The 25,436-nt window shown below is 73.5% G+C and carries 19 protein-coding genes; 10 read left to right on the top strand and 9 right to left on the bottom strand.

The window, feature by feature from the left end; translation table 11 throughout:
• Positions 1-186 precede the first annotated feature (186 nt).
• On the bottom strand, positions 187-2,487 hold the full coding sequence (locus tag ABZT74_RS09585; RefSeq protein WP_356433911.1) for a glycosyltransferase family 39 protein: 2,301 nt from the start codon (positions 2,485-2,487) through the stop codon (positions 187-189).
• Positions 2,488-2,702: 215 nt separating this feature from the next.
• On the opposite strand from ABZT74_RS09585, the gene ABZT74_RS09580 reads away from it, so the two are divergent.
• The 4 genes from ABZT74_RS09580 to ABZT74_RS09565 all read left to right on the top strand — a co-directional run bounded on the left by ABZT74_RS09580 (position 2,703) and on the right by ABZT74_RS09565 (position 9,590).
• Positions 2,703-3,626 carry a serine hydrolase gene (locus ABZT74_RS09580; RefSeq protein WP_355863124.1) on the top strand — a complete coding sequence of 308 codons (924 nt, stop codon included), beginning with the start codon at positions 2,703-2,705 and terminating at the stop codon, positions 3,624-3,626.
• Between the two features lie 132 nt (positions 3,627-3,758).
• On the top strand, positions 3,759-7,487 hold the full coding sequence (locus tag ABZT74_RS09575) for an ABC transporter ATP-binding protein (protein WP_355863126.1): 3,729 nt from the start codon (positions 3,759-3,761) through the stop codon (positions 7,485-7,487).
• Between the two features lie 119 nt (positions 7,488-7,606).
• Positions 7,607-7,996 carry a hypothetical protein gene (locus ABZT74_RS09570; RefSeq protein WP_356171894.1) on the top strand — a complete coding sequence of 130 codons (390 nt, stop codon included), beginning with the start codon at positions 7,607-7,609 and terminating at the stop codon, positions 7,994-7,996.
• Positions 7,997-8,129: 133 nt separating this feature from the next.
• Positions 8,130-9,590: a S28 family serine protease gene (locus ABZT74_RS09565; RefSeq protein WP_356433910.1), complete on the top strand. Its 1,461-nt coding sequence runs from the start codon at positions 8,130-8,132 to the stop codon at positions 9,588-9,590.
• Between the two features lie 22 nt (positions 9,591-9,612).
• Here ABZT74_RS09565 and ABZT74_RS09560 read toward each other — a convergent pair whose 3' ends face one another.
• The 3 genes from ABZT74_RS09560 to ABZT74_RS09550 all read right to left on the bottom strand — a co-directional run bounded on the left by ABZT74_RS09560 (position 9,613) and on the right by ABZT74_RS09550 (position 13,563).
• A complete protein-coding gene (locus ABZT74_RS09560) occupies positions 9,613-10,245 on the bottom strand; it encodes a hypothetical protein (protein ID WP_356171901.1) in 633 nt (210 codons plus the stop codon).
• A 110-nt stretch (positions 10,246-10,355) separates the two neighbouring features.
• A complete protein-coding gene (locus tag ABZT74_RS09555; RefSeq protein WP_356171904.1) occupies positions 10,356-12,227 on the bottom strand; it encodes a glycoside hydrolase family 3 N-terminal domain-containing protein in 1,872 nt (623 codons plus the stop codon).
• Between the two features lie 424 nt (positions 12,228-12,651).
• Positions 12,652-13,563, bottom strand: a complete 912-nt coding sequence (locus ABZT74_RS09550; protein ID WP_355863136.1) for a LysR family transcriptional regulator — start codon at positions 13,561-13,563, stop codon at positions 12,652-12,654.
• 115 nt (positions 13,564-13,678) lie between these two features.
• On the opposite strand from ABZT74_RS09550, the gene ABZT74_RS09545 reads away from it, so the two are divergent.
• Positions 13,679-14,644 carry an EamA family transporter gene (locus ABZT74_RS09545; protein WP_356433908.1) on the top strand — a complete coding sequence of 322 codons (966 nt, stop codon included), beginning with the start codon at positions 13,679-13,681 and terminating at the stop codon, positions 14,642-14,644.
• A complete protein-coding gene (locus ABZT74_RS09540; RefSeq protein ID WP_356433906.1) occupies positions 14,641-15,915 on the top strand; it encodes a Gfo/Idh/MocA family oxidoreductase in 1,275 nt (424 codons plus the stop codon). Before ABZT74_RS09545 ends, ABZT74_RS09540 begins: the two co-directional genes overlap by 4 nt.
• Here the strand turns inward: ABZT74_RS09540 and ABZT74_RS09535 are convergent.
• Positions 15,912-16,880: a LysR family transcriptional regulator gene (locus ABZT74_RS09535; RefSeq protein WP_356433904.1), complete on the bottom strand. Its 969-nt coding sequence runs from the start codon at positions 16,878-16,880 to the stop codon at positions 15,912-15,914. The genes ABZT74_RS09540 and ABZT74_RS09535 overlap by 4 nt on opposite strands.
• Before the next feature lie 50 nt (positions 16,881-16,930).
• On the opposite strand from ABZT74_RS09535, the gene ABZT74_RS09530 reads away from it, so the two are divergent.
• Positions 16,931-17,626, top strand: coding sequence for an alpha/beta hydrolase (locus tag ABZT74_RS09530; RefSeq protein WP_356433902.1), 696 nt, complete (start codon positions 16,931-16,933; stop codon positions 17,624-17,626).
• A gap of 54 nt (positions 17,627-17,680) precedes the next feature.
• Here the strand turns inward: ABZT74_RS09530 and ABZT74_RS09525 are convergent, their stop codons facing one another.
• On the bottom strand, positions 17,681-18,490 hold the full coding sequence (locus tag ABZT74_RS09525; protein ID WP_356433900.1) for a sugar phosphate isomerase/epimerase family protein: 810 nt from the start codon (positions 18,488-18,490) through the stop codon (positions 17,681-17,683).
• Between the two features lie 883 nt (positions 18,491-19,373).
• Positions 19,374-20,423 carry a LacI family DNA-binding transcriptional regulator gene (locus ABZT74_RS09520; protein ID WP_355863148.1) on the bottom strand — a complete coding sequence of 350 codons (1,050 nt, stop codon included), beginning with the start codon at positions 20,421-20,423 and terminating at the stop codon, positions 19,374-19,376.
• A gap of 306 nt (positions 20,424-20,729) precedes the next feature.
• On the opposite strand from ABZT74_RS09520, the gene ABZT74_RS09515 reads away from it, so the two are divergent.
• The 3 genes from ABZT74_RS09515 to ABZT74_RS09505 are packed head-to-tail and all read left to right on the top strand — an operon-like array spanning position 20,730 to position 23,862.
• Positions 20,730-21,881, top strand: a complete 1,152-nt coding sequence (locus ABZT74_RS09515; protein ID WP_356171920.1) for a Gfo/Idh/MocA family oxidoreductase — start codon at positions 20,730-20,732, stop codon at positions 21,879-21,881.
• Positions 21,878-23,035 carry a dihydrodipicolinate synthase family protein gene (locus ABZT74_RS09510; protein ID WP_356171923.1) on the top strand — a complete coding sequence of 386 codons (1,158 nt, stop codon included), beginning with the start codon at positions 21,878-21,880 and terminating at the stop codon, positions 23,033-23,035. The genes ABZT74_RS09515 and ABZT74_RS09510 overlap by 4 nt, the downstream gene beginning before the upstream one ends.
• Positions 23,036-23,064: 29 nt before the next feature.
• The gene (locus ABZT74_RS09505) at positions 23,065-23,862 is read left to right on the top strand and encodes a sugar phosphate isomerase/epimerase family protein (protein WP_356172119.1); all 798 of its coding nucleotides are present in this window, start codon (positions 23,065-23,067) and stop codon (positions 23,860-23,862) included.
• Positions 23,863-24,074: 212 nt separating this feature from the next.
• Here the strand turns inward: ABZT74_RS09505 and rbsD are convergent, their stop codons facing one another.
• Together rbsD and ABZT74_RS09495 are read right to left on the bottom strand one after the other, a co-directional pair.
• Positions 24,075-24,464 carry a D-ribose pyranase gene (gene rbsD / locus ABZT74_RS09500; protein WP_355863154.1) on the bottom strand — a complete coding sequence of 130 codons (390 nt, stop codon included), beginning with the start codon at positions 24,462-24,464 and terminating at the stop codon, positions 24,075-24,077.
• The gene (locus ABZT74_RS09495; protein ID WP_356171926.1) at positions 24,461-25,363 is read right to left on the bottom strand and encodes a ribokinase; all 903 of its coding nucleotides are present in this window, start codon (positions 25,361-25,363) and stop codon (positions 24,461-24,463) included. The genes rbsD and ABZT74_RS09495 overlap by 4 nt, the downstream gene beginning before the upstream one ends.
• Positions 25,364-25,436: the final 73 nt, after the last annotated feature.

The raw sequence follows: 25,436 nt of genomic DNA, 5'->3' as shown, positions 1-25,436 counted from the left end.
TAACCGGGAGCGTGACATGGACATGCGGTGCTTGGGGTTAAGGAGAAGTGTCGGTTCTGTGTCGGGATTCAACAAACTGTGTGGTGTGCAAGGAAGTTGACGCGACGACGGCCCCCGACCCGGAGAGGGGTCGGGGGCCGCCGTCGCGGGTGCGCTCCGGACCGACCAGGAGCGGGTTCGCGGGGGTCAGTCGAGGTCGGAGGGGTCCAGCCGGTAGAGCGCCGACTGCGACGTGCCGCCGCCGTTCGAGGCGCCGGTTCCGGCGGAGGAACCCGAGCCGGTCTTCGCGGCCGAGTCCGAGCCCGAAGTGGCCGCGGACGAGGACGACTTCTCGTACGCACTCTCCTTCACCGCCGTGCCGTTCCTCTCCACCCACGCGGTGATCCGCGCACTGAGCGTGTCGCCGCCGCCCGCGCCGCCGCCCATGCCCCCGCCGAGCTGGATGTAGTGCAACTCGCCCGTGCGCACCAGCTCCTTGAGCCTGGTGAGCGTCATGGCCTTGTCCGAACCGGTGAAGCCGAACATCGAGATGACGGGCTCGCCGGTGCTGACGATCAGCTGGGACGCGCTCTGTGAATTGGACACCGCCAGCAGCCAGGTGGCGCCGTCCCGGTGCTTCTCCAGGTAGGAGACCAGGGCGCTGCTCGTCGTTCCGCCCATGCCCCCGCCCCCGCCGCCGGGTCCGGCGCTCCGCTCTCCGGAGCGGCCCGAGGATCCGCCGGGGAGTTCACCGCCCGCACCGCCCTCCTGGCCGCCCGGGAATCCGCTGGGCGGAGTGCCGCCGCCGGCGCCGGGAGCCTCACCGCCGGTCCCTGCCCCGCCGGGTGCCTCGCCGCCCGGCGCCTGAGCCCCGCCGGGGCCACCGGCCTCGGCGTTCGGTCCGCCCTGTCCGCCACCGGGCGCTCCGCCGCCGAAGCCGCCCCGCCCGCCGCCGGGACCGCCGCCGAAGCCGCCGCCCGTGGTGGGGCCCGCCGTCGGGTTCGTCCCGCCCATGCCACCGCCGCCGGCCGAGCCCGCGGGTTCGGCGACGGCGTACGCCGCCGGGCCGGCCAGGGCCGCGACGACCGCCGCGGCAAGGGACGCGGCCAGCAGGCGGGCGCGGTTGCCGGAACGGCCGGCGAACAGGCCCGCGACGGCCAGCACCGTCACGACCGCGACGGCCGGCCACAGCCAGCTGTTCCAGCCGGCCGCGCGGCGCAGCAGCACGACCGCCCAGAGCCCGGTGACCGCCAGGCCCGCGGGCAGCACCCACCTCCAGCGGGCGTCCCCGCCGCGGAAGGCGCGCAGCAGCAGGACACCGCCCGCGCCGGTGAGCGCCGCGATGCCGGGGGCGAGTGCGGTCGTGTAGTAGGGGTGCATGGTGCCCTCGGCCATGCTGAAGGTCAGGTAGTGCAGGACGGTCCAGCCGCCCCACAGCATCAGTGCGGCGCGGGCCGGATCGGTGCGCGGGGCCCGCCCGCGCAGCACGAGGCCGCCGACGAGCGCGATGCCCGCGAACGGCAGCAGCCAGGAGATCTGGCCGCCGAGGACCTCGTTGAACATCCGGCCGATGCCGGCGGTCCCGGCGAAGGTCCCGCCGCCTCCTCCGCCTCCGCCGCCGTTGCCCTCGCCGCCCAGCACCCGGCCCAGGCCGTTGTAGCCCATGATCAGGTCCCAGGCCGAGCCGTCGGTGGAGCCGCCGATGTACGGGCGCTCCCCGGCCGGTACGAGGGAGACGGCGGCCGCCCACCAGAAGCTCGCGACGACCAGGGTCACCGTGGCGAGCGCCAGGTCGCGGGCCTTGCGCGCCCAGGGCAGCCGGGAGGCGCAGAGGTACACGGCGAGGACGGCGGGCAGGGCGATGTAGCCCTGGAGCATCTTGGTGTTGAAGGCGAGACCGAAGCAGACCGCGGAACCGAGCAGCGGCAGCAGCCGGCCGGTACGGGTGGCCCGCAGGCCGAGCGCGGCGCCTCCCACCATGAGGAGGACGAGCAGGGTGTCCGGGTTGTTGTCGCGGTTGATGGCGACCGTGATCGGCGTGAGGGCGAGGACGAGCGCGGCGAGCGCGGCGGCCGCGTGCCCGAAGTACCGCTTCACGCTGGAGTGCAGGATCCAGATCGTGCCGAGCGCCGCGGCGACCATCGGCGCCATCATCTGCCAGGTGCCGAAGCCGAGGACACGGCAGGACAGGCCCATGGTCATGAGCGCGAGCGGTGGCTTGTCGACCGTGATGAAGTTGCCCGCGTCGAGCGAGCCGAAGAACCAGGCCTTCCAGCTCTGCGTACCGCTGAGCACGGCGGCGCTGTAGAAGCTGTTCAGGCCGGAGGCCGACAGGTTCCAGGAGTACAGCGCCGCGGCCAGCGCGAGAATCGCCAGGAGCACGGGCAGCGACCAGCGGGGCGCGTCCGTCGCGTCCGGCGCGGCTCGCGTGGGATCGGCCGCGCCGGGTTCCGGCGGTGCGTGGGGGGTCGTGGGGGCGTCGGGCAGGGGATCGGTGGCAGACGTCACCACCGCACCATGACCCGGACCGATGGGTACGGACTGTGCTCCTGCTGGGGGTGAGCTGTGGATGCCCGGCCCCCGCCGCCCGAAAGCCCGTACACCTGGGACGCGCCACTCCATTCATCGGAACGCCCGTACAACTTTCGTACGCCCAGGCGAGTCATCTGGGGCGAGCGTGCCGGGGGTGCGCTCTTATCGGTCCAAGGGGATGGGAAGCCTCCATGACTCACCGGATATCCCGGGGTGCCCGTGTGCTCGCCGCGAGCCTGGGCGCCGGGGTGATCGTGCCGTTCGCGGTCGCCGCGGCTCCGGCCGCCGCCGCGCCGGCGCCCGCCGTCAGCTGTACGTCGGGCAAGGCCGGTCTGGCCGCCAAACTGCAGAAGGACATCACCGCCGCGCTCGCGGGCCGCAAGGGCACCGTCGCGGTCGGTCTCTACGACCGCTCCACCAAGACGACCTGCACGCTGCGGAGCACGTCCGCCTTCGACTCGGCCAGCGTGGTGAAGGTGACCGTGCTCGCCACGCTGCTGTGGGACGCCAAGAAGCACAACCGGTATCTGACGTCCCGCGAGACGGGTCTCGCCACCGCGATGATCACCCAGTCCGACAACAACGCGACCACCTCCCTGTGGAAGCAGCTCGGTACGACGAAGGTCAAGGGCTTCCTCGCCGCCGCCGGGATGACCGAGACCAAGCCGGGCGCCGACGGCTACTGGGGCCTCACCCAGATCACGGTCCGTGACGAGCAGAAGCTGCTCGCCCTGCTCACCGCCAAGAACTCCGTGCTGAGCGACAACGCGCGCGCCTACGTCCTGAAACTCATGGGCAAGGTCATCTCCTCGCAGCGCTGGGGCACGCCGGCGGGGGCGCCCGCGTCGGTCGCGGTGCACGTCAAGAACGGCTGGCTCTCGCGCGCCACGAACGGGTGGCGGGTGCACAGCGTCGGCACCTTCGCCGGCGGCGGCCACGACTACATGATCACGGTGCTCACGCAGGGCAACAGCACCATGGACTACGGCGTCGCCACCATCCAGGGCGTGGCCCGTGCCATCCACAAGGACCTCGTCCCGGTCACGGTCAGTGCCCACCGGTACACGCCGACGTCGTCGCCCCGGGAAGCCTTCCCCGCCCTTCCGTCGCACTGACCCCGCGACCGTCCCCGCCTCCGCCCGTCCGGCCTCCGCGCCCGACGGGCGGAGGATTGTTGCGGAGGGATGAAATCCGCTTCATCCGGTGTTGGTGCCTCCGGCGGAGTGAGATCTACGGAAGGTACCGGCGTGGCGACGGAACGGGGATGGGCACGGCGACTCGCCGGGTACGCGTGGCGGTACCCGAAGGACGTGGTGCTCGCACTCGGGTCGTCCCTGGGCGGCATGGCCCTGATGGCCGTGGTCCCGCTGATCACCAAGGTGATCATCGACGACGTGATCGGCGACCACAGCCGCGGCATGGCCCCCTGGGCGGGCGCGCTGCTCGGCGCCGCCGTCCTCGTCTACGCCTTCACCTTCGTCCGCCGCTACTACGGCGGACGGCTCGCCCTCGACGTCCAGCACGACCTCCGTACGGACATGTACAGGACGATCACGCGGCTGGACGGGCGGCGGCAGGACGAGCTCTCCACCGGACAGGTCGTGGGCCGCGCGACCAGCGACCTCCAGCTGATCCAGGGCCTGCTCTTCATGCTCCCGATGACCATCGGGAACGTGCTGCTCTTCCTGATCTCCCTCGCGATCATGGCCTCGCTCTCGCTGCCCCTGACCCTGGTCGCGCTGGCCGTCGCCCCCGCCCTGTGGTTCGTCGCCAAGCGCAGCCGCTCCAAGCTGCACCCGGCCACCTGGTACGCGCAGGCGCAGGCAGCCGCCGTGGCGGGCGTCGTCGACGGAGCCGTCAGCGGCGTCCGCGTGGTCAAGGGCTTCGGCCAGGAGGACCAGGAGACCGGCAAGCTGCGCGAGGTCGGCCGGCGGCTCTTCGCGGGACGCCTGCGCACGATCCGGCTGAACGCCAAGTACACCCCGGCCCTGCAGGCCGTGCCCGCGCTCGGCCAGGTCGCGATGCTCGCCGTCGGCGGCTGGCTGGCGGTGCGCGGCCAGATCACCCTCGGCACCTTCGTCGCCTTCTCCACCTACCTCGCGCAGCTCGTCGGACCGGTGCGGATGCTCGCGGTCGTCCTGACCGTCGGCCAGCAGGCCCGCGCGGGCGCCGAGCGGGTCCTCGAACTCATCGACACCCGCCCGTCGATCAAGGACGGCACCAAGGAGCTGCCCGCCGACGCGCCCGCCACCGTCGAGTTCGACGACGTGTCGTTCGGATACGAGGAGGGCCGGCCGGTCCTCGACGGGCTGAGCTTCGAGATCCGCGCGGGCGAGACCCTGGCCGTCGTGGGCACCTCCGGCTCCGGCAAGTCGACGGTCTCGCTGCTGATGCCCCGCTTCTACGACGTGACCCACGGCGCCGTGCTCGTCGGCGGCCACGACGTCCGCGAGCTGACCACCGAGTCGCTGCGCGCCGCGATCGGACTCGTCCCCGAGGACTCCTTCCTCTTCTCCGACACCATCCGCGCCAACATCGCCTACGGGCGTCCCGACGCCACCCAAGACGAGATCGAGACCGCGGCCCGCGCCGCCCAGGCGCACCGCTTCATCGTGGAGCTGCCCGCCGGCTACGACACCACCGTCGGCGAGCACGGCCTCACCCTCTCCGGCGGCCAGCGCCAGCGCGTGGCACTCGCCCGCGCGATCCTCACCGACCCCCGGCTGCTCGTCCTCGACGACGCCACCTCCGCCGTGGACGCCCGGGTCGAGCACGAGATCCACGAGGCGCTGAGCCATGTCATGGAGGGCCGCACCACCCTGCTGATCGCCCACCGCCGCTCCACCCTGAACCTCGCCGACCGCATCGCCGTCCTCGACGGCGGCCGGCTCGCCGACATCGGCACCCACGAGGAACTCCAGGCCCGTTCCGCGCTCTACCGGCGGCTGCTCACCGACCCGGACGAACTGGGCGGCGTGTCCCCGGGCCACGCCCGGCCCGCCGCGCCCCGCGAGGACACCTCCGTACGCGACGAACTGGACGCCGAGTTCGACGCCGAGCGCGGGGTGACGCCCCACCTGTGGACGGGCGACCGCGAACCCCGCGACACCGCGCTCGACGGGATGCCCGCCACCCCCGGCCTCCTCACCCAGGTCGAGGCGCTGCCCCCGGCCACCGACGTGCCGGACGTCGACGAGGCCCAGGCGGTCCGGGCCGAGGACTCCTACGGACTGCGCCGGCTGCTCCGCGGCTTCGGCGCCCCGCTGCTCGTCAGCCTCGCGCTGGTCGCCGTCGACGCGGTGATGACCCTGCTGCTGCCCGTACTGATCCGGCACGGCATCGACCAGGGCGTCACCCGTGTCGCGCTCGGCGCGGTGTGGGCGGCCGCCGCCTTCGGCCTGGTCACCGTGCTCGTCCAGTGGGCGGCGCAGATCGGTGAGACCCGCATGACGGGCCGCACCGGCGAGCGGGTCCTCTACGCGCTGCGCCTGAAGATCTTCGCCCAGCTCCAGCGTCTCGGCCTCGACTACTACGAGCGGGAACTGACCGGCCGGATCATGACCCGGATGACGACCGACGTCGACGCCCTGTCCACGTTCCTGCAGACCGGCCTGGTCACGGCCTTCGTCTCGGTCGTCACCTTCTTCGGCATCATGGGCGCCCTCCTGATCATCGACGTCCAGCTGGCCGTGGTCGTCTTCGTGACCCTCCCGCCGCTCGTCATCGGCACGTTCTTCTTCCGCCGTGCGAGCGTCAAGGCGTACGAACTGGCCCGCGAGCGCGTCTCGCTCGTCAACGCCGAGCTCCAGGAGTCGGTGTCCGGACTGCGGATCCTCCAGGCGTTCCGGCGCGAGGACGCGAGCGGGGCGCGGTTCACCGAGGGCAGCGACAGCTACCGCAGCGCGCGCATCCGCGGACAGTGGCTGATCTCCGTCTACTTCCCCTTCGTGCAGCTGCTCTCCTCGGTCGCCGCCGCGGCCGTGCTGATCGTGGGCGCCGACCGGATCGACGCCGGCACCCTCTCGACCGGCGCGCTGGTCGCCTACCTCCTCTACATCGACCTGTTCTTCGCGCCCGTGCAGCAGCTCTCGCAGGTGTTCGACGGCTACCAGCAGGCCAGCGTCTCGCTGGGCCGCATCCAGGAACTGCTCCAGGAGCCGACCTCGACGAAGACCGCCGACGAACCTCTCGACGTGCTGTCGCTGCGCGGCGAGATCGCCTTCGAGGACGTCGACTTCGCCTACGGACCCGCCGACGCCGCCGAGGAGGCGCTCAGCGCGGTGTCGCTGCGCATCCCGGCCGGCCAGACCGTCGCCTTCGTCGGCGAGACGGGCGCCGGCAAGTCGACCCTGGTGAAGCTCGTCGCCCGCTTCTACGACCCGACCGGCGGGCGGGTCACCGTCGACGGAACGGACCTGCGCGCCCTCGACATCACCGCCTACCGGCACCGCCTCGGCGTCGTCCCCCAGGAGGCCTACCTCTTCCAGGGAACCGTCCGCGACGCCATCGCCTACGGCCGTCCCGACGCCGGTGACGCCGAGGTGGAGGCCGCCGCCCGCGCGGTCGGCGCCCACGACATGATCGCCACGCTGGAGGGCGGCTACCTCCACGAGGTCGCCGAGCGCGGACGCAACCTCTCCGCCGGACAGCGCCAGCTGATCGCACTGGCCCGGGCGGAACTGGTCGACCCGGACGTGCTGCTCCTGGACGAGGCCACCGCCGCGCTGGACCTCGCCTCCGAGGCGCTGGTCAACCAGGCCACCGACCGGCTCGCGGGCCGCCGTACGACGCTGGTCGTCGCCCACCGGCTGACCACGGCCGCCCGCGCCGACCGGGTCGTGCTGATGGACCACGGCCGCGTCGCCGAGGACGGCACGCACGACGAGCTGCTGCGCCGGGACGGGCGGTACGCCGCCCTGTGGCGGACCTTCGTCGGCGACCCGGAGCCGGAGGAGCCGGTCGGCTCCACCGCCTGACACCGGAGAACCTGCGGCGCGGCGGACGGGGAACGGGACTCCCCGCCGCCGCGCGCAACCGTCCGACGTACGTTCTGCGTCCGTACACCCGTACGCTGTCTGCGGCGGAAGGGGCGAGAGTGGACCGTGGTGCGATACGTCGACGGCTGGCGGTCGGCGTGGCCGTGCTGGCCGCGTCCGCGGTGCTCGCGCTCGTGAGCCCGGGCAGCGCCCAGGCCGCCCCCACCTCCTGCTCGGGCCGCAAGGTGCGCACCCTGTCCTTCGCGACGGGCTCCGTGCAGGTCTACCGGCGCGGCGACTACGTCTGTGCCGTGACCGTCCCCAAGAAGCCGGGCGCCCGCAGGTGGATGTCCGTCAGCGTGCAGGCGCGCGGCGGCCGGCCGGTGGTCGACTCCGGCCACTTCACCCGTCACGCGGGCCCGGTGACCGTCCACGCGGGCCACCGCTGCGTCCTGTTCAGGGGATCCGTCGGGTCGGGTTCGGTGAACTCCGGCTGGATCCTCTGCTGAGCCCTCGCGGGTTCGTCCGGCATTTCCGGCCGCATCACAACAAGCTCACAGGCTTCACCCAAGGACCCCTGGTGTCACGGGAGTTGCTCCGCTAGGTTCCGGCGGACATCTGCCACATCCCAGGGGAGGGTGCATGCGCAAGGCGCTCAGATGGCTGCTGGCGCTCACGGTGCTCATAGGCACACTGAGCACGGCCGGGGCCGCCACCGCGGCCCCGCCGGAGGCCCACGGCACCACCACCGGCACCACCGGCAGGGCGGGCGAGGACATCCTGGACCGCCTCCTCGCGATCCCGGGCATGAGCCTCATCGAGGAGAAGCCCTACACGGGCTACCGGTTCTTCGTCCTGAACTACACCCAGCCGGTCGACCACCGGCACCCGTCAAAGGGCACGTTCCAGCAGCGCGTCACCGTGCTGCACAAGGACACCGAACGCCCGACGGTCTTCTACACCGGCGGCTACAACGTCTCCACCACACCGAGCCGCCGCGAGCCGACCCAGATCGTGGACGGCAACCAGGTCTCCATGGAGTACCGCTACTTCACGCCGTCCCGGCCCGCGCCGGCCGACTGGTCCAAGCTCGACATCTGGCAGGCGGCCAGCGACCAGCACAGCATCTTCCAGGCGCTGAAGCCGATCTACCACAAGAAGTGGATCTCCACCGGCGGATCGAAGGGCGGCATGACCGCCACGTACTTCGAGCGCTTCTACCCGCGCGACATGGACGGTGTCGTCGCCTACGTCGCGCCCAACGACGTCGTCAACGACGAGGACTCGGCGTACGACCGCTTCTTCACGAAGGTCGGCACCGAGGAGTGCCGCGACCGGCTGAACGCCGTGCAGCGCGAAGCCCTCGTGCGCCGGGAGCCGCTGGAGAAGAAGTACGCCGCCTACGCCGCCGGCACCGGCTACACCTTCACCACCGTCGGCAGCCTCGACAAGGCGTACGAGGCCGTCGTGCTCGACTACGTGTGGGGCTTCTGGCAGTACAGCCTGCTCGCCGACTGCGACACGATCCCGGCGAACGCCGCCTCCGCCACCGACGACGAGATCTGGGACTCCGTCGACACCATCTCCGGCTTCTCCTTCTACACCGACCAGGGCCTGGAGCCGTACACGCCGTACTACTACCAGGCGGGCACCCAGCTCGGCGCGCCGACGATCCACTTCCCGTACATCGAGAAGAAGTACGTCCACTACGGGTACCAGCCGCCGCGGAACTTCGTGCCGCGCTCCATCCCGATGAGGTTCCAGGCGTCCGCGATGCGTGACGTGGACAGCTGGGTCCGCCACCACGCGCGGCACATGCTGTTCGTGTACGGCCAGAACGACCCGTGGGGCGCCGAGCGCTTCCGCGTCGGCCCCGGTGCGCGGGACGCGTACGTCTTCACGGCCCCCGGGATGAACCACGGCGCGAACGTCGCCGGGCTCGCCGCCGACCAGAAGGCGCTCGCCACCGCCCGCATCCTCCAGTGGGCGGGTGTCGCCCCCGCGGCGGTCGCCGCCGACCCGTCGGCGGCCCGGCCCCTCGCGCCCTACGACGCGAAGCTGGACCGGCGCGACATCGAACGGGAGATGACCCTGCGCCCGTGAGTCGGCGGCCGCGCCCGCTCCCTCACACGGGGCGGGCGCAGCCCACCGGCCGCGCGCCGCCGAGCTGGACGTAGAGCGCCGTGGCGGACGGGCACGCGGAGCGGGTGGTCACCGCCGACGTCACCCGGTACTCCGGGCGTTTGCGGCCGGTGCCGTCGCACGCCGTCTCCCGGACCTCGCCGCGGCCTGCGCCGTAGACGCAGTCCCCGACGACGGTGCGGGGACCGCCGCCGCCTCCCGGATCGCCGGGGTGCGGGGGTTCGAGCTTGCGCATGCAGGCGTAGCCCTGGGGGACGGTGCCGTCGCCGTCCTCGTCGGAGGCCGGCCTGCTCTCGCTGATGTGCAGGACGAAGTCGGTGGTCGCCGGGCAGGCGGGGCCGTCCGCGACCTTGCCGTCGTGGCGGGCGACCACCCGTGCGGCGGCCCGTTCACTGCCGCACGGCACCTCGGTAAAGCTGGTCGTGCCGAACGAACTGCACTCGTCACGGGCGAGGAAGACCGTCCCGTAGCCCGAGGTGCGGGTCGGCGCGGGGGACGGGAGGGGCTCGGCGGCGCCCGCGCCGGACCACCGGTCGCAGCCCGTGAGGGCGGCCGCGACCAGCAGCAGAGCGGCCGTCCCGCCCGCGGAACGCCGGAACACCGAGCTGGCTCGCATGGCTTACCCCCATACCCCCGCCCAGCGTGGCCCGCCGGGGCGGGCACACGCCAGACATCCGGGTCCCTTTGGCTCACTTGGGGGTGGGCCGCCGGGTGGGGTGCGTACGGCTAGTACGTCAGGCCGTAGCCGATCGGATACAGCACCTGCGTCGGGTCGTCCGCCCGCTGCACGGCCACCGGGAGCGTGCCGCGCGGCTCGGCCCGGCCCGCGATCACCCGGGCGGCGGCGCGTACTTCGACGTCGATCCAGGAGTAGGCGGCCACACAGGCGCCGACCCCCGGGAGCTGGGCGACGTCGTACGGGTTGCGGACGGAGAGGGCGACCACGGGCACACCCGTGGCGACGAGCCGCTCGACGAGGGTCTTCTGGGAGCTCGTCGCCGTCACGTTGTACGTGGCGACGACGACCACGTCCACGCCGCCGGCCGCCGCGACCGCCTCGGTGATCTTCGCCGCCGTCGGTGCCGTGCCCGTGGACAGGGCGGTCGCGGTGAAGCCCAGTTCGGTCAGGGCGCCCGCGAGCACGGTGGTGGGCGGCCCGTCGGAGAGCGAGGGGGAGGCCGGGTCGGCGCCCACCACGAGCAGCTTCGGGGTGCGCCGCCGGGACAGCGGAAGCAGCTTCTCCTTGTTGACCAGCAGGGTCGTGGTCCGCTCGGCGATCCGGTCGGCGGCCCTGAGGTGCGCGGGGGTGCCCACGACCCGGTCGACGGCCGCGTCCTTGACGTACGGATCGTTCAGCAGGCCGAGCTTCGCCTTGAGCCGCAGGACGCGCAGGATCGATTCGTCGAGGCGGGCCTCGGTCAGCTCGCCGCCGCGTACCGCGTCCAGCACGGCGTTCCACGCGACGTGCAGGTCCGGCGGGTTGAGGAGCTGGTCGACACCGGCCTTCAGGGCGAGGACGGGGACGCGGTCGTCGCCGTACTTCGTCCGCACGCCCTCCATGCCGAGCGCGTCGGTCACCACCACGCCGTCGTAGCCGAGTTCGCCGCGCAGGATGCCGGTGAGGATCGGGTGGGAGAGGGTGGCGGGATCCCCGGCGTCGTCGAGCGCCGGGACCATGATGTGCGCCGTCATGATCGAGTCGATGCCGGCCCGGATCGCGGCCCGGAACGGCACCGCGTCCAGCTTCTCCCACACCTCACGGGTGTGGGTGATGACCGGGAACCCGAAGTGGCTGTCGACGGCGGTGTCGCCGTGCCCGGGGAAGTGCTTGGCCGTGGCCGCGACGGCCGAGCTCTGGTAGCCCTTCACCTCGGCCGCGACCAGGCCCGCCACCGCGTCCGGGTCGGCGCCGAAGGAGCGGACGCCGATCACCGGGTTGGCCGGGTTGACGTTCACGTCGGCGTCGGTGGAGTAGTCCTGGTTGATGCCGATCGCGCGCAGCTCGGCGCCGCTGATGGCGCCCACCGTCCGGGCGTCGGCCCGCGAGCCGCCCGCTCCCAGTGCCATGGCGCCGGGGAACAGGGTCGCGGGCTTGCCCACGCGGGCCACTATCCCGTGCTCCTGGTCGGTGGAGATGAGCACGGGCAGGCCGCGCGGCTGGTCCAGCGAGGCGCGCTGGATGCCGTTCGACAGGCCGGCGATCTGGTGCGGGTCACGGGTGTTGTGCGCCCAGGCGAAGTAGATGATGCCGCCCACGCGGTACTTGGCGATCAGTTCCTCGGCGGTCCTGACACCGATCTCCGCGAGGTTGGCGTCGATGTCGGCCTGGTCGGGTGCGGTGGCCGAATGGCCGTAGACCCGCATTACGAACAGCTGGCCGACCTTCTCCTCCAGTGTCATCCGGGACACGATGGCGCGCAGCGCCTTGTCGCCGTGCGGGGCGCGGGCGCCGGCCGCGTGGGCGACCGGCCCGGTGGCCAGTGCGGCGGTGACACCCGCCGTGGCGGCGAGAACCGTGCGCCGGGAGGGTCTTGACGGTGTGTTCGGCTCGGCCGGACCGGACGGTCCCGCGGTGCTTCCCGTGCTGGAGTCGCGCACAAGCGCTCCTTCCCTCGTGAAGGAAACTTCCAAGGAGCCACGAATATCCAGAAAGTTTCTTCCAGTCAAGGGTGTGCACAGTAACGGGGGGTGGGCCGCCACCGGCGCAGTTGGAGGGGGGCGCGCCGGTGACGGCGTGCTACCGGCCGCAGGCGGCGGAGAGGGTAAGCCGGCGATCGCAGCCAGCAGCGAGGCCGACACCGCTCTGCGGAGACTCATCCGACAGCATGCGGTTGGGACGAAGCGGGAGGACCCGGGGTTCCCGGAATCGGGGAGAACACCGCAAGTCGGTACGGACGGGGCGCGGGGGGCCGGTGGTCCGTCCGGATCCGGATCAGGATCCGGATCGGTGGCAGGTGGCAGGTGGCAGGTGGCAGGCGGCGGGTGGCGGGTGGTCCGTCCGGCCGGCTGCGCGGACGCCCGCTCAGTCCCGCGCCGACACCGCCGGCCAGTGCGCCTGGAGGGTGCGGACCGTCTCCGCGATGGCCGGCCGGCGGGCCGCTCCCGAGCGCCACAGCGCGTACAGGCGGCGCACGGGCAGCGGGTCGAGCGGGACCTCTACGACCCCGGCGGGCAGGGGCCCGCGGCCGAGCCGGGGGATGAGGGCGACCCCGAGGCCCGCCGCGACCAGGGCGACCAGGGTCGGGTTCTCGTCCGCCTGGTGGACGATGTCCGGTTCGCAGCCCGCCGCGCGCAGCGTGCGGACCAGCCAGTCGTGGCAGACCCGCCCCGGAGGCTGGCAGATCCACCGCTCGCCGCCGAGATCCTCACGGCGCACCGAGGTCCGCCCCGCGAAGGGATGCCCGGCGGGGACGAGCAGATCGCACAGGTCCTCGCCGATCGCGGCCTGTTCCACGCCGGGCGGCGCGGGCAGCGGGGCGATGTCCCAGTCGTGCGCGATCGCCAGATCGACCGCCCCCCGGGCCACCAGGTCGACGGACAGATGGGGGTCCACCTCCGTCAGCCGGGTGTCCAGCGCCGGATGGCGGACGGCCAGATCAGCCAGCACGGCGGGCAGCAGTCCCCGCGCGGCCGAGGCGAACGCGGCCACCGTCAGCCGTCCCGCCGGCAGCCCCCTGCGCTCCTCCAGCTCGGTCTCGGCGCGCTCCACGATGGCCAGCAACTGCTGGGCGGTGGCGGCCAGTTGCTCGGCCTGTTCGGTGAGCCGGACGCCGCGTCCCCGCCGCTCCAGCAGGACCGTCCTGGTCTCCCGCTCCAGCTTGGCGATCTGCTGGGACACCGCGGACGGGGTGTAGCCGAGCGAGGCGGCGGCGGCACCGACCGTGCCGTGCACCGCCACGGCGTGCAGGGCGCGCAGGCGCTGGAGATCGAGCATGGGGGCCTCCCGGGACACGGCATCGCTCGCCGCCAGCATACGTAAGCGGTGCTTCATCCATCCATGCAGAGATCGGTGCTGGTGCTACATGGTGCGGTCGTCGGATGCTCGACGCATGCGTCCCGCTCACATCGCTCTCGCCGTCCTCGTCGCCGCCGTCTGGGGCGTGAACTTCACCGTCATCGAGGTCGGCCTGGACCACTTCCCGCCGCTCCTCTTCTCGGCCCTGCGCTTCCTCGTGGCCGCCGTGCCCGCCGTGTTCCTCGTGGGCCGCCCCAAGGTGGCGTGGAAGTGGATCGTGGCCGTCGGACTCGCCCTCGGCGTCGCGAAGTTCGGGCTGCTGTTCATCGGTATGGACGCCGGGATGCCCGCCGGCCTGTCCTCCCTGGTGCTCCAGATCCAGGCGGTGTTCACGGCGCTTCTCGCCTTCGCCTTCCTCGGCGAACGCCCCACCCGCGTCAGGGTCGCGGGTATGGCGGTGGCGCTGTGCGGCGTGGGCCTCGCCGCCGTCGACGAGGGCACGGCGGGACCGCTCGGCGCCTTCGCCCTGGTCATCGCGGCGGCTGCCTGCTGGGGCGTGTCCAACGTCCTCACCCGCAAGGCGTCCCCGCCCGACCCGCTCAACTTCATGGTGTGGGTGAGCACCGTCCCCGTCCTCCCGCTGCTCGGACTCTCGCTGCTCACCGAGGGTCCCTCCCGCGACCTCGACGCGCTGCGCGCCCTGGACTGGCAGGGCGCCGGAGTCGTCGTCTACGTCGCCTGGATCACCACCGTCTTCGGCTTCGGCGCCTGGGGCTGGCTGCTGCACCGGCATCCCGCGTCCACCGTCGCCCCCTTCGCGCTCCTGGTCCCGGTCTTCGGGATGTCGTCGGCGGCCCTGTTCCTCGGCGAGTCCGTCGGCCCGCTGCGCTGGGCGTCCGCGGCCCTGCTGGTGGGCGGGGTCGCGCTGACCTCACGGTCGCCCCGGGGCGCCCAGGCGGCGCGCGAAGCGGTCTTGTCGAGCCCGGCGCCGGCGGTTAGCGTCCCGACGGACGGCGCTCACCGCGCCGTGGACCCGACCGGGAAAGCGGCCCACCGATGACCTCTGAGACCCCCGCCACCGCCGGACCCGTCGTCACGCTCGCCGTCGTCGGTGCCGGTGACCGGGGGACCGGTCACGCGCGCTGGGCCCTGGACCACTCCGGGCGGGCCAGGGTGGTCGCCGTCGCCGAACCCCGCGAGACGCGGCGCCGCCGTTTCGCCGCCGCCCACTCCCTGGAACCGGACGCCGCCGTCGGGGACTGGCGGGAGCTCGCCGCCCGCGGCCGGATCGCGGACGCCGTACTGATCTGCACCCTTGATCGCGAACACCTCGAACCCGTCCTGGAGTTCGCCGCCCTCGGCTACCACATCCTGCTGGAGAAGCCGATGGCCCTCACCGAGGACGAGTGCCGCCGGATCGTGGACGCCGTGGAGCGCGCGGGGGTGATCCTCGCGGTCGGGCACGTCCTGCGCTACACCCGCTACACGCGCGCGGTGAAGGAGGTCGTGGACTCCGGGCGGATCGGCGACGTCGTCAACGTGCAGCACCTGGAACCCGTCGGATTCTGGCATCAGGCGCACTCCTTCGTACGGGGCAACTGGCGCAGCACACAGGAGGCGACGTCGATGCTGATGGCCAAGTCCTGCCACGACATCGACTGGCTGCAGCACGTGCTCGGGCAGCCGCCCGTCCGCGTCTCCAGCTTCGGACGCCTCTCGCACTTCCGCCCGGAGAACCGGCCCGAGGGCGCCGCCGACCGCTGTCTGGACTGCTCGGTGGAGCCCGACTGCCCCTACTCCGCACGGCGCGAGTACGGCGACCGGCTCGCCCGCGGCGAACACCACTGGCCGCTCAGCGTGCTCCTCGACGACTTCACGCCCGAAGCCCTGGAGACGGCCCTGCGCGAGGGCCCGTACGGCCGGTGCGTGTACGCCTGCGACAACGACGTCGTCGACCACCAGGTGGTGTCGATGGAGTTCGCCTCCGGGGCCACCGCCACCTTCACCATGACGGCGTTCACCGAACAGGCCGACCGCCGGACCCGGATCTTCGGCACCCGGGGCGAACTGCGCGGCGACGGCGAGAACGTGAGCGTCTACGACTTCCTGACCCGGACCGAGGAGGCCGTCGACCTCGGCCGTGCGGGCGGCATGGACGCGGCGGGCGGGCACGGCGGCGGCGACGCCGGCCTGATGGACGCCTTCGTCGCCGCGGTCGCCACCGAGAACCCCGGACTGGTGAAGTCCGGCCCGCGCGAATCGCTCACCAGCCACCTCACCGTCCTGGCCGCCGAACGCGCCCGGCACGCGGGCACCGTGGAGACCGTCTAGGGCCGGCCCGCGCGTCCGCCGGACGGATCGCCGTCCGCCAACCCCGCCGCCGCGACGCGCAGTTGGTCACGTACGGCGGTCAGGACCGGGTCGGCCTCCGCGCCGGCGCGGACGGCCGCGAACACGTTCCGGGACGGCTGCGTGCCCAGGGTGCCCAGCAGAGCGAGCCGCCGACGGTCGTACAGCGGCCGGACGAGCCGTGGGACCAGCGCCACACCCCGGCCCGCCTCGACCAGCGCGGCCAGGGCGCCCCAGTCGTCGACGGCGTGCCGGACGTCCGGGGTGAAACCGGCGGCGGCGCAGACCGAACGGGCCACCGCGCCGCAGCAACTGGCCGGGTCGCCGATGATCCAGGGCTCGCCGGCGAGTTCCCGCAGATCGACCGGGCCGCCGCCCGCGAGCCGGTGACCGGCCGGCAGAGCCAGGTCCAGGACGTCCCGGAGCAGGTCGAGGCGGTGGTAGCGCCGGTCGGTGTGCGGGGGAGCGGCGGCGAAGTCGACGGCGACGGCGAGGTCGACCTGTCCGGCGTCCAGAGCGGTGAACAGGTCCGGTGGCTCCGCCTCGACGACATCGATCCGTACGTGCGGCAGCCGGCCCGCCAGTGCCGTCAGCGCGTCCGGGAGGAGCCCGAGGATGCCGCTGGAGAAGCAGCCGACCCGGACCGTCCCACGACCGCCCCCGTCGTAGGCCGCCAAGTCCGTTCTGGCGCGCTCCAGTTGGGCGGCGATGAGATCGGCGTGCGCCAGCAGTACTCGCGCCTGCCCGGTCAGCCGGACGCCCCGGCCGTCCCGTTCGGTCAGCGGCACGCCCATCTCGCGTGCCAGCGCCGCGAGTTGCTGGGAGACGGCGGAGGGTGTGAGGTGCAGGGCATCGGCGGTGCGGGCCAGGCTGCCCCGCCGCCGGAGTTCCCGCAGCACGGTCAGGCGACGCAGATCGACGGTGAAGGTCTCGCTTACCTGTTCCACCAGGAAAGATTAACTGGACCGATGGCCTCGCGGTCGGAAACGATCGGCCCATGACCACGGACGACCGGCGCGGTACCTCGCCCGCCACCGAGCAGCCCGCCACCGAGCAGGCCGCCACCCAGCAGCCCGCCCCCCGGCTCACCGCCGGGGACGACGCGGGTGCCGACAGTTCCTTCCTCATCCTGCACGGCTGGCAGAACCGCCGGCCCGCCGGCCACTGGCAGCACTGGCTCGCCGACCGGCTCGGCGAACGCGGACGGCAGGTCGTCCACCCACAGTTGCCGGACCCCGACGTCCCGGACCCGGAGGTGTGGCTCGCCGAGTTCGCCCGTCACCTGGACGCGTTGCGGGGCGCCGAACGGGTGGTCCTCGCGCACAGCGCCTCGGCCGTGCTGTGGCTGCACGCCGTCGCCCGCGCGCTGCCGGGTCTGGACAGAGTCGACCGGGTACTGCTGGTGGCTCCGCCCTCGCCCGCCGTCCTCGCCGGGCTGCCGGAGATCGCCGCGTTCACCCCGTCCGGACTGGACCTGTGCGCGCTGCCCGGGGCCACCCGTCTGGTCGCCGGCGACGACGACCCGTACTGCCCCGAGGGGGCCGACGCGGTCTACGGAGACCCGCTGGGCGTCCCGACGGACATCCTTCCCGGAGCCGCGCACCTCGACCTAGACGCCGGGTACGGGCCGTGGCCGGCGGTCCTGGACTGGTGCCTCGACGGTTCGGTCCCGCTCACCGGCCGTACGGGGTAGCGCGGCGCCCGGGTGTCAGGGCCCCTGCCCGCACCGGGTGCGCCGGGCCGCCCCTCACCTCCGCTTCTCCGCCTCGCCCACGAGCCGGAGAAGGTGCTCGCGCCCCGCCGCCAGCAGGCCCTCCAGCGGCACCGCACGCTCGTACCAGCGCTTCTCGTACTCCCAGCACAGCCAGCCGTCCCACCCGTTCCGCACGAGGACGTCCACGCAGGCGCCGAGCGGCAGGACCCCCGCGCCGAGCGGCAGCGGGGTGGTGTCCCCGGCCGACGCGATGTCCTTGACCTGCGTGTATCCGAGGAACGGGGACAGGGCGGGGTAGCTCTCGTCGGGGTCCTCGCCGCCGAGCCAGGTGTGCATCACGTCCCACAGGGAGCCGACGTGGTGGTGGCCGACCCGGCCGAGGACCCGCATCGCGTCCGCGCCGGTGCGGTGCGAGTCGTGCGTCTCCAGCAGGATGCGGACGCCGAGGTCGGCGGCGTACTCCGCCGCGGTGCCGAGCCGCCGGGCGGCCGTCGCGTCCGACTCCGCCGCGCTCGCCCCGGGGTCGCCGCCGGGGAAGACCCGGACGAACGGAGCGTTCACGTCCCGGGCCAGCTCCAGCAGTTCACGCATCTCGCTCAGCACCGGAGCGTCGTCACCCGGCGCCGCGACCCGCGCGTACCCCGCGATACCGAGCACCTCGACCCCGGCCGCCGCGAACTCCTCGGCCACGGCGGCCCGTTCACCGGCGCCGATCCCGGGATGCACGGGCTCCTCCGGGTGCGCCCGCAGTTCGACCCCCTCATAGCCGTGCGCGAGTGCCAGCCGCACGACATCCGCGACGGGCAGTCCGGGCACACCGAGAGTGGAGAACGCCAGCTTCATGGCGGGGACCCTACGGCCTGCCCGCCCCACACCCAAGACCGCACCTGGGTTGCCCGGGAGCCGGGGCCCGCCCCGGTACGGGCCCGGGACCGGACGGGGAGGATCACCGGGAGGCTCAGCCAAGCGGCGCCGGACTCCCGTCGCCCGCACCGGAGTTCGGCGACAGGTGAGGCGATCACGGCCCGGACGCGAGCGCGAGGGCAAACCCCCGACGCCGGCCAGGGACCACGGCCGAGGTGCGCGCCCTTGAGACCGGCGCGCAGACCTGAGGGGCGGCGGCGGGTCCGGTGCCCAGGCGCAGCCTGCGGGCACGCATGCACCTCCGGAGGGCGGCGCACAGCCCGGCCGGGACGCGGCCCCGGGTCCGTCGCGATCCCGCCCGGCTCGTCCCGGGCGGAGGGCGACGACAGGCGAGCCGCGCCGGTCCGTCGGCGGTCCGGTGCCGAGGCGCAGCCTGCGGGCACGCGCCTGCGGAGTGCGGGACACAGCCCGGCCGGGAGGCGGTCCCATGCGACGCGCCCCCGGCGGAAGGCGGCGAACGGCGAGTCGTGCCGGTCGGCCGGCGCGCAGGCCTGAGGGGTGGCGGCGGGTCCGGTGCCGAGGCGCACCCTGCGGGCACGCACCTGCGGAGGGCGGCGCACAGCCCGGCCGGGAGGCGGTCCCATGCGACGCGCCCCCGGCGGAAGGCGGCGAACGGCGAGCCGTGCCGGTCCGCCGGCGCTCACGTCGTCCGCCGGAGGCGCCCCACCGGTGGACATCGGTACCCGGAGCCCGGGTGGACGTCACCCGCCGGGAGACCCCGGCGCGGGACCGGAACCCGGCTCACCCCGACTCCCTGGACGCCGGGGAGAGTCTCCGGCCGCGTGGACGGGCGGAGGGAGAGTCATCCCCGGGGAACCCCGGTGGAGCCCCGTACCATCAACTCGCCCCGGACCGTGGCGATCCCGCCCGGTGGGGGATCCTCGCGGCCCATGGCGACGCGGCCGGCGCGGGCGCCCGCCTCGGAGAGCGGCAGGCGGACGGTCGTGAGAGCCGGTACCGCGTCGACGCTGAACGGCAGGTCGTCGAAGCCCGCGACGGACACGTCGTCCGGGATGCGCAGCCCGGAGTCGCGCAAGGCCGCGCAGGCGCCCAGCGCGACCGTGTCGTTCGCGGCGACCACGGCGGTCAACTCCGGTTCACGGCGCAGGAGTTCCAGGGTCGCCTCGTAACCGGAGCGGCGGTCGTAGCGACCGTGCACGGTGAGCCGCGGATCCTCCTCGACGCCGTGCGCGGCGAGTGCGGCCCGATGGCCCTCCAGCCGGTGGCGCGTCGTCGTGCGCTCCTCGGGGCCCGCGATGTAGCCGAGCCGCCGGTGGCCGAGGCCGAGCAGGTGGTCGGTGAGCTGCCGGCCGCCACCGCGGTTGTCGAAGGTGAGCGCGATCGCCTCGGGCGCGTCCGGCGCGGGCGGCCGTCCGCAGAGCACCACCCGGGTGCCCGCCTCGGCCAGCCTGCGCAGCTTCGCGGCGACGGCGCCCGCGTGCCCCGCGTTCTCGATGGCGCCGCCGGTGAGGACGACCGCGGCGGCGCGTTGGCGCTGAAGGAGCGTGAGGTAGGTGAGTTCGCGCTCGGGGGAGCCGCCGGTGTTGCACACGACCCCGAGCCGCTCCCCGCCCGCGCGCCCCCCGGGCCCCCCGATCTCGGACTGGATCGCGGCGGCCATGATCCCGAAGAAGGGGTCGGCGATGTCGTTGACCAGGATGCCGACGAGGTCGGAGGTCGCGGCGGCCAGCGAGCTGGCGGGACCGTTCAGCACGTAGTCCAGCTCGTCCACCGCGCGCAGCACCCGCTCCCGCGTGGAGGAGGCCACCGGATAGTTCCCGTTCAGCACGCGCGACACCGTCGCGGGAGAGACCTGCGCGCGGGCCGCCACGTCCGCCAGGGTCACCGTCATCTCGTCGTCCTCCGGTCGCGCGTCCCGCCGTACCTCGTCGTACGGCGGCTACGTCGTCGTGCCTGGTCCCGCCTCGTCGAACGGCGTCGAACACGGGAGCGAGGCCGAACGTGCCGCCTCCCGTGGTCGGGGTCCGTGCAGACCATACGGCCAACGGCCCCCGTTGTTCGCCCCCTCGAACAACTCGACCTGGCGACGGTCTTGTCCCGAACAGTGAACAGAGGCTAGCTTCTCACCGCATAGAAAGCGCTTGCTGTCATGCTCGTCCGAGTGTGCGCGGCGCCTGACGCGTACGAAGGGAACGACGTGACACGCAAGACGGTGCGCATCGCCATGAACGGCGTGACGGGGCGCATGGGCTACCGCCAGCACCTCGTCCGCTCGATTCTCGCCCTGCGCGACCAGGGCGGCCTCGACCTGGGCGACGGCACCGTGCTGTGGCCCGAGCCGGTCCTCGTCGGCCGCCGCGAGGCCGCCCTGCGGGCACTCGCCGAGCGGCACGGCCTCGACCACTGGTCGACGGACCTCGACGCGGTCCTCGCCGACCCGGACGTGGACCTCTACTTCGACGCCCAGGTCACCTCCGCCCGCGAGGAGGCCCTGCGCAAGGCCATCGCCGCGGGCAAGCACGTCTACACCGAGAAGCCGACCTCCACCGGCCTCGAAGGGGCGCTCGAACTGGCCCGGCTCGCGCACACGGCGGGCGTCCGGCACGGCGTCGTCCAGGACAAGCTCTTCCTCCCCGGCCTGCTCAAGCTCAAGCGGCTGATCGACGGCGGCTTCTTCGGCCGGATCCTGTCCGTCCGCGGGGAGTTCGGCTACTGGGTCTTCGAGGGCGACTGGCAGCAGGCCCAGCGGCCCTCCTGGAACTACCGCGCCGAGGACGGCGGCGGCATCGTCGTCGACATGTTCCCGCACTGGGAGTACGTCCTGCACGAGCTGTTCGGCCGGGTCACCTCGGTGCAGGCGCTCACCGCCACCCACGTCCCCCAGCGCTGGGACGAGCGGGACAAGCCCTACGACGCCACGGCCGACGACGCCGCCTACGGCATCTTCGAGCTGGAGGGCGGCGCGATCGCCCAGATCAACTCCTCCTGGGCGGTGCGCGTCAACCGCGACGAACTCGTCGAGTTCCAGGTCGACGGCACGGAGGGGTCCGCCGTCGCCGGACTGCGCAACTGCCGCGTCCAGCACCGCGGCACGACACCGAAGCCGGTCTGGAACCCGGACATCCCGGCCACCTACTCCTTCCGCGACCAGTGGCAGGAGGTGCCCGACAACGCCGAGTTCGACAACGGCTTCAAGGCCCAGTGGGAGCTGTTCCTGCGGCACGTCTACGCCGACGCCCCCTACCACTGGGACCTCCTCGCGGGCGCACGCGGCGTGCAGCTCGCCGAACTGGGCCTGCGCTCCTCGGCCGAGGGCCGCCGTCTCGCCGTACCGGAGATCACGCTGTGACCATCCGACTCCCGGGCGCCGACGGCCGGTTGCGAGCCTACGAACCGCGCACCGACCCCCTCGCCGTGCTCCCCGACGGCGCGCCCCTCGTCTCCCGCACGGTCTACTCGGCCGCGCACGTCGTCGCCGACCCGTACGCCGACGTCTCGCCCGGCGACCCCGCCGCCGTCGACTGGGACGCCACCCTCGCCTTCCGCCGCCACCTGTGGTCCCACGGCCTCGGAGTCGCCGAGGCGATGGACACCGCGCAGCGCGGCATGGGCCTCGACTGGGCCTGCGCCGCCGAACTCGTGCGCCGCTCCGCCGCCGAGGCCCGCGCCACCGGCGGCGCCATCGCCTGCGGTGCCGGCACCGACCAGCTCACCGGCCCCGCCTCCCTCGCGGAGGTCCGGGCCGCCTACGAGGAACAGCTCGCCCTCGTCGAGGAGTCGGGTGCCCGGGCGATCCTGATGGCCTCCCGAGCGCTTGCCGCGACCGCCGCCGGACCCGAGGACTACCTCGACGTCTACGGCCACCTGCTGCGACAGGCCGCCGAGCCGGTGATCCTGCACTGGCTGGGCCCGATGTTCGACCCGGCCCTGGAGGGCTACTGGGGCTCCGGCGACCTGGACGCGGCGACCGAGGTGTTCCTGGAGGTGATCGCCGCCCACCCGGACAAGGTGGACGGCGTCAAGGTGTCCCTGCTGGACGCCCGGCGCGAGGTCGGCCTGCGCCGCCGCCTCCCGGACGGCGTCCGCTGCTACACCGGCGACGACTTCAACTACCCCGAACTGATCGCGGGCGACGAACAGGGCTTCAGCCACGCGCTGCTCGGCATCTTCGACCCGCTCGGGCCGGCCGCCGCACGGGCCGTCCGCGTCCTGGACACCGGAGACGTCAAGGGATTCCGCGAACTCCTGGACCCCACCGTCGAGTTGTCCCGGCACCTCTTCCAGCACCCGACCCGCTTCTACAAGACCGGTGTCGTCCTGCTGGCCTGGCTCGCCGGTCACCAGGAGCACTTCACGATGGTGGGCGGACTCCAGTCGGCCCGCTCCCTCCCGCACCTGGCCCGCGCCTACGAACTGGCCGACGGCCTCGGCCTGTTCCCGGACCCGGGTCGCGCCGAGACCCGGATGAGGAGCCTGCTGGCCGTGTACGGGGTGACCTCGTGAACGGCCTCGCCCGGTTCTCCGTCAACCAGATGACGGTCAAGCAGCTGTCCCTGCCCGACCTCGTGACGTCGTGCCTGACGCTCGGCGTCGGAGGCGTCGGCCTCTGGCGCGAACCCGTGCGCGCCTACGGTGTGGAGGCGGCGGCCCGACTGGTCCGCGACGCGGGCCTGACGGTGACCACCCTGTGCCGGGGCGGATTCCTCACGGCCCCCGACCCGGCCGGGCGGGCGAAGGCCCTCGACGACAACCGCGCCGCGGTCGACGAGGCCGCGACCCTGGGCACGGACACCCTCGTCCTGGTGTCGGGCGGGCTTCCGGCCGGCTCGAAGGACCTGCACGGCGCCCGCGAACGCATCGCCGACGCCCTCGGTGAACTGGGCCCCTACGCCGCCGCGCGGGGCGTACGGCTCGCCATCGAACCGCTCCACCCGATGTACGCCGCCGACCGCTGCGTGGTCTCCACCCTCGCGCAGGCCCTCGACCTCGCCGAACGGTTCCCCGCCGAGCAGGTGGGCGTCACCGTCGACACGTACCACCTCTGGTGGGACGACACGGCCCCGGCCCAGATCGCCCGCGCCGGTGCCGCCGGACGCATCCACACCTTCCAGCTCGCCGACTGGACGACACCGCTGCCCGAGGGCGTCCTGAACGGCCGGGGCCAGCTGGGGGACGGCTCGATCGACTTCCGGGAATGGCGCGGGTACGTGGAGGCGGCCGGGTACACCGGGCCCGTCGAGGTCGAACTCTTCAACGACGGGCTGTGGGCCCGGGACGGCCACGCGGTACTGGCCGAGACGGTGGCACGGTTCCTGGAGCACGCCGGATGACCCCCGCGAAAAAAATCTTCAGAAGTCCGTGCAACCCTTCCGCCACCTTGCGGGTCGTACGTGGCATCAGGACTTCTGGAGGGGGATCTGGGGGGATCGCGGGGTTCTGATACGGAGGGGAAGCCGAGGGGCCCGGTCGACGGACCGGGCCCCTCGAAACTTGCGCGGGCACCGCCCGCGCGGACTCCTTTCGCGGGCAGGCCCGCGCGGAGTCAGAAGAACACGCCGCAGCGCAGCAGAACGTTCGCGTACGGCCGGGCCTCACCCGTGCGGACCACGAGCCGCGCACCCGCGGACAACGCCTTCAGCTCCTCGTGACCGACCAGTTCGAGACCGGGCACCCGTGCCCGCAGCAGCTCCGCCGCGGCCGGGTTCGCCTCCCGCACCTCGCGCGCCGCCGTCCCGCCCTCCACCACCAGCTCGGCCAGCAGCCCGTCCAGCACCTCCGCGAAGGAGGGCACACCCGCCCGGAACGCCAGGTCGACGACGCGCGGCCCCGCCGGGATCGGCATCCCCGCGTCGCACACCAGGACCCCGTCCCCGTGGCCCAGCTCGGCCAGCGCGCCCGCCAGATGACGGTTCAGGATTCCGGCCCGCTTCACAGCGCGGCCACCTCCTCCGCGGTCGGGAAGGACTCCTGCGCCCCGGCCCGGGTGACCGCGGCGGCACCGACCCGGGCCGCGTACCCCGCGGCCTCCGGCAGCGACTCCCCCCGGCCCAGCCGCCAGGCGAGCGCCGCGGTGAAGGCGTCGCCCGCGCCCGTCGTGTCCACGGCCGCGACCCGCACCGACGGCACCCGGACCCGGGCGCCGGCCCGCTCCGCCACCAGCGCGCCCGCCGCGCCCAGCGTGATGACCACCGAACGCGGGCCGAGCGCGAGGAGCGCCGTCGCCCAGTCCTCGGGGGAGTCCCCGAGGTCGTCCCCGGCGATCACCCGTGCCTCGTGCTCGTTCACGATCAGCGGGTCGCAGGCGGCGAGCACCTCGGCGGGCAGCGGGCGCGGCGGCGACGGGTTCAGCACGAGACGACTGCCCGCCGCGAGACTCCGTACCACCTCCACGACCGTCTCCAGCGGGATCTCCAGCTGGGCCGACACCACGCGGGAGGCCGCGAAGAGGCTCCCGGCGGCCCGGACGTCCTCCGGGGCGAGCCGGCCGTTGGCCCCCGGCGACACCACGATGCTGTTGTCCCCGGAAGGGTCCACCGTGATCAGCGCGACCCCGGTCGGCGCACCGCCGACGAGGACGCCGACGGTGTCGACGCCGGCCGCGCGCTGCGCGTCGAGCAGCAGCCGCCCGTGCCCGTCGTCGCCGACCCGGGCCAGAAGCGCCGTGCGCGCCCCGAGCCGGGCGGCGGCGACCGCCTGGTTGGCGCCCTTTCCGCCCGGGTGGACGACGAGATCGGAGCCGAGCACCGTCTCGCCCGCCGCCGGCCGCCGCTCGACCCGGACCACCAGGTCGGCGTTGGCCGATCCCACGACCAGAAGGTCGTAGTCGTACATGAACTGTCTCCCTGCAGAGATGAGTCGAGCCGATGTGCGCGGAACCGGGGGCGGCGGGCGGCGGGTGCCGGCC

Source organism: Streptomyces sp. NPDC005302, assembly GCF_040607345.1.
In the GTDB taxonomy this organism is placed as follows: domain Bacteria; phylum Actinomycetota; class Actinomycetes; order Streptomycetales; family Streptomycetaceae; genus Streptomyces.
The sequence above is the reverse complement of the archived record's forward strand: the minus strand, read 5'-3'. Positions and strand labels throughout refer to the sequence as shown.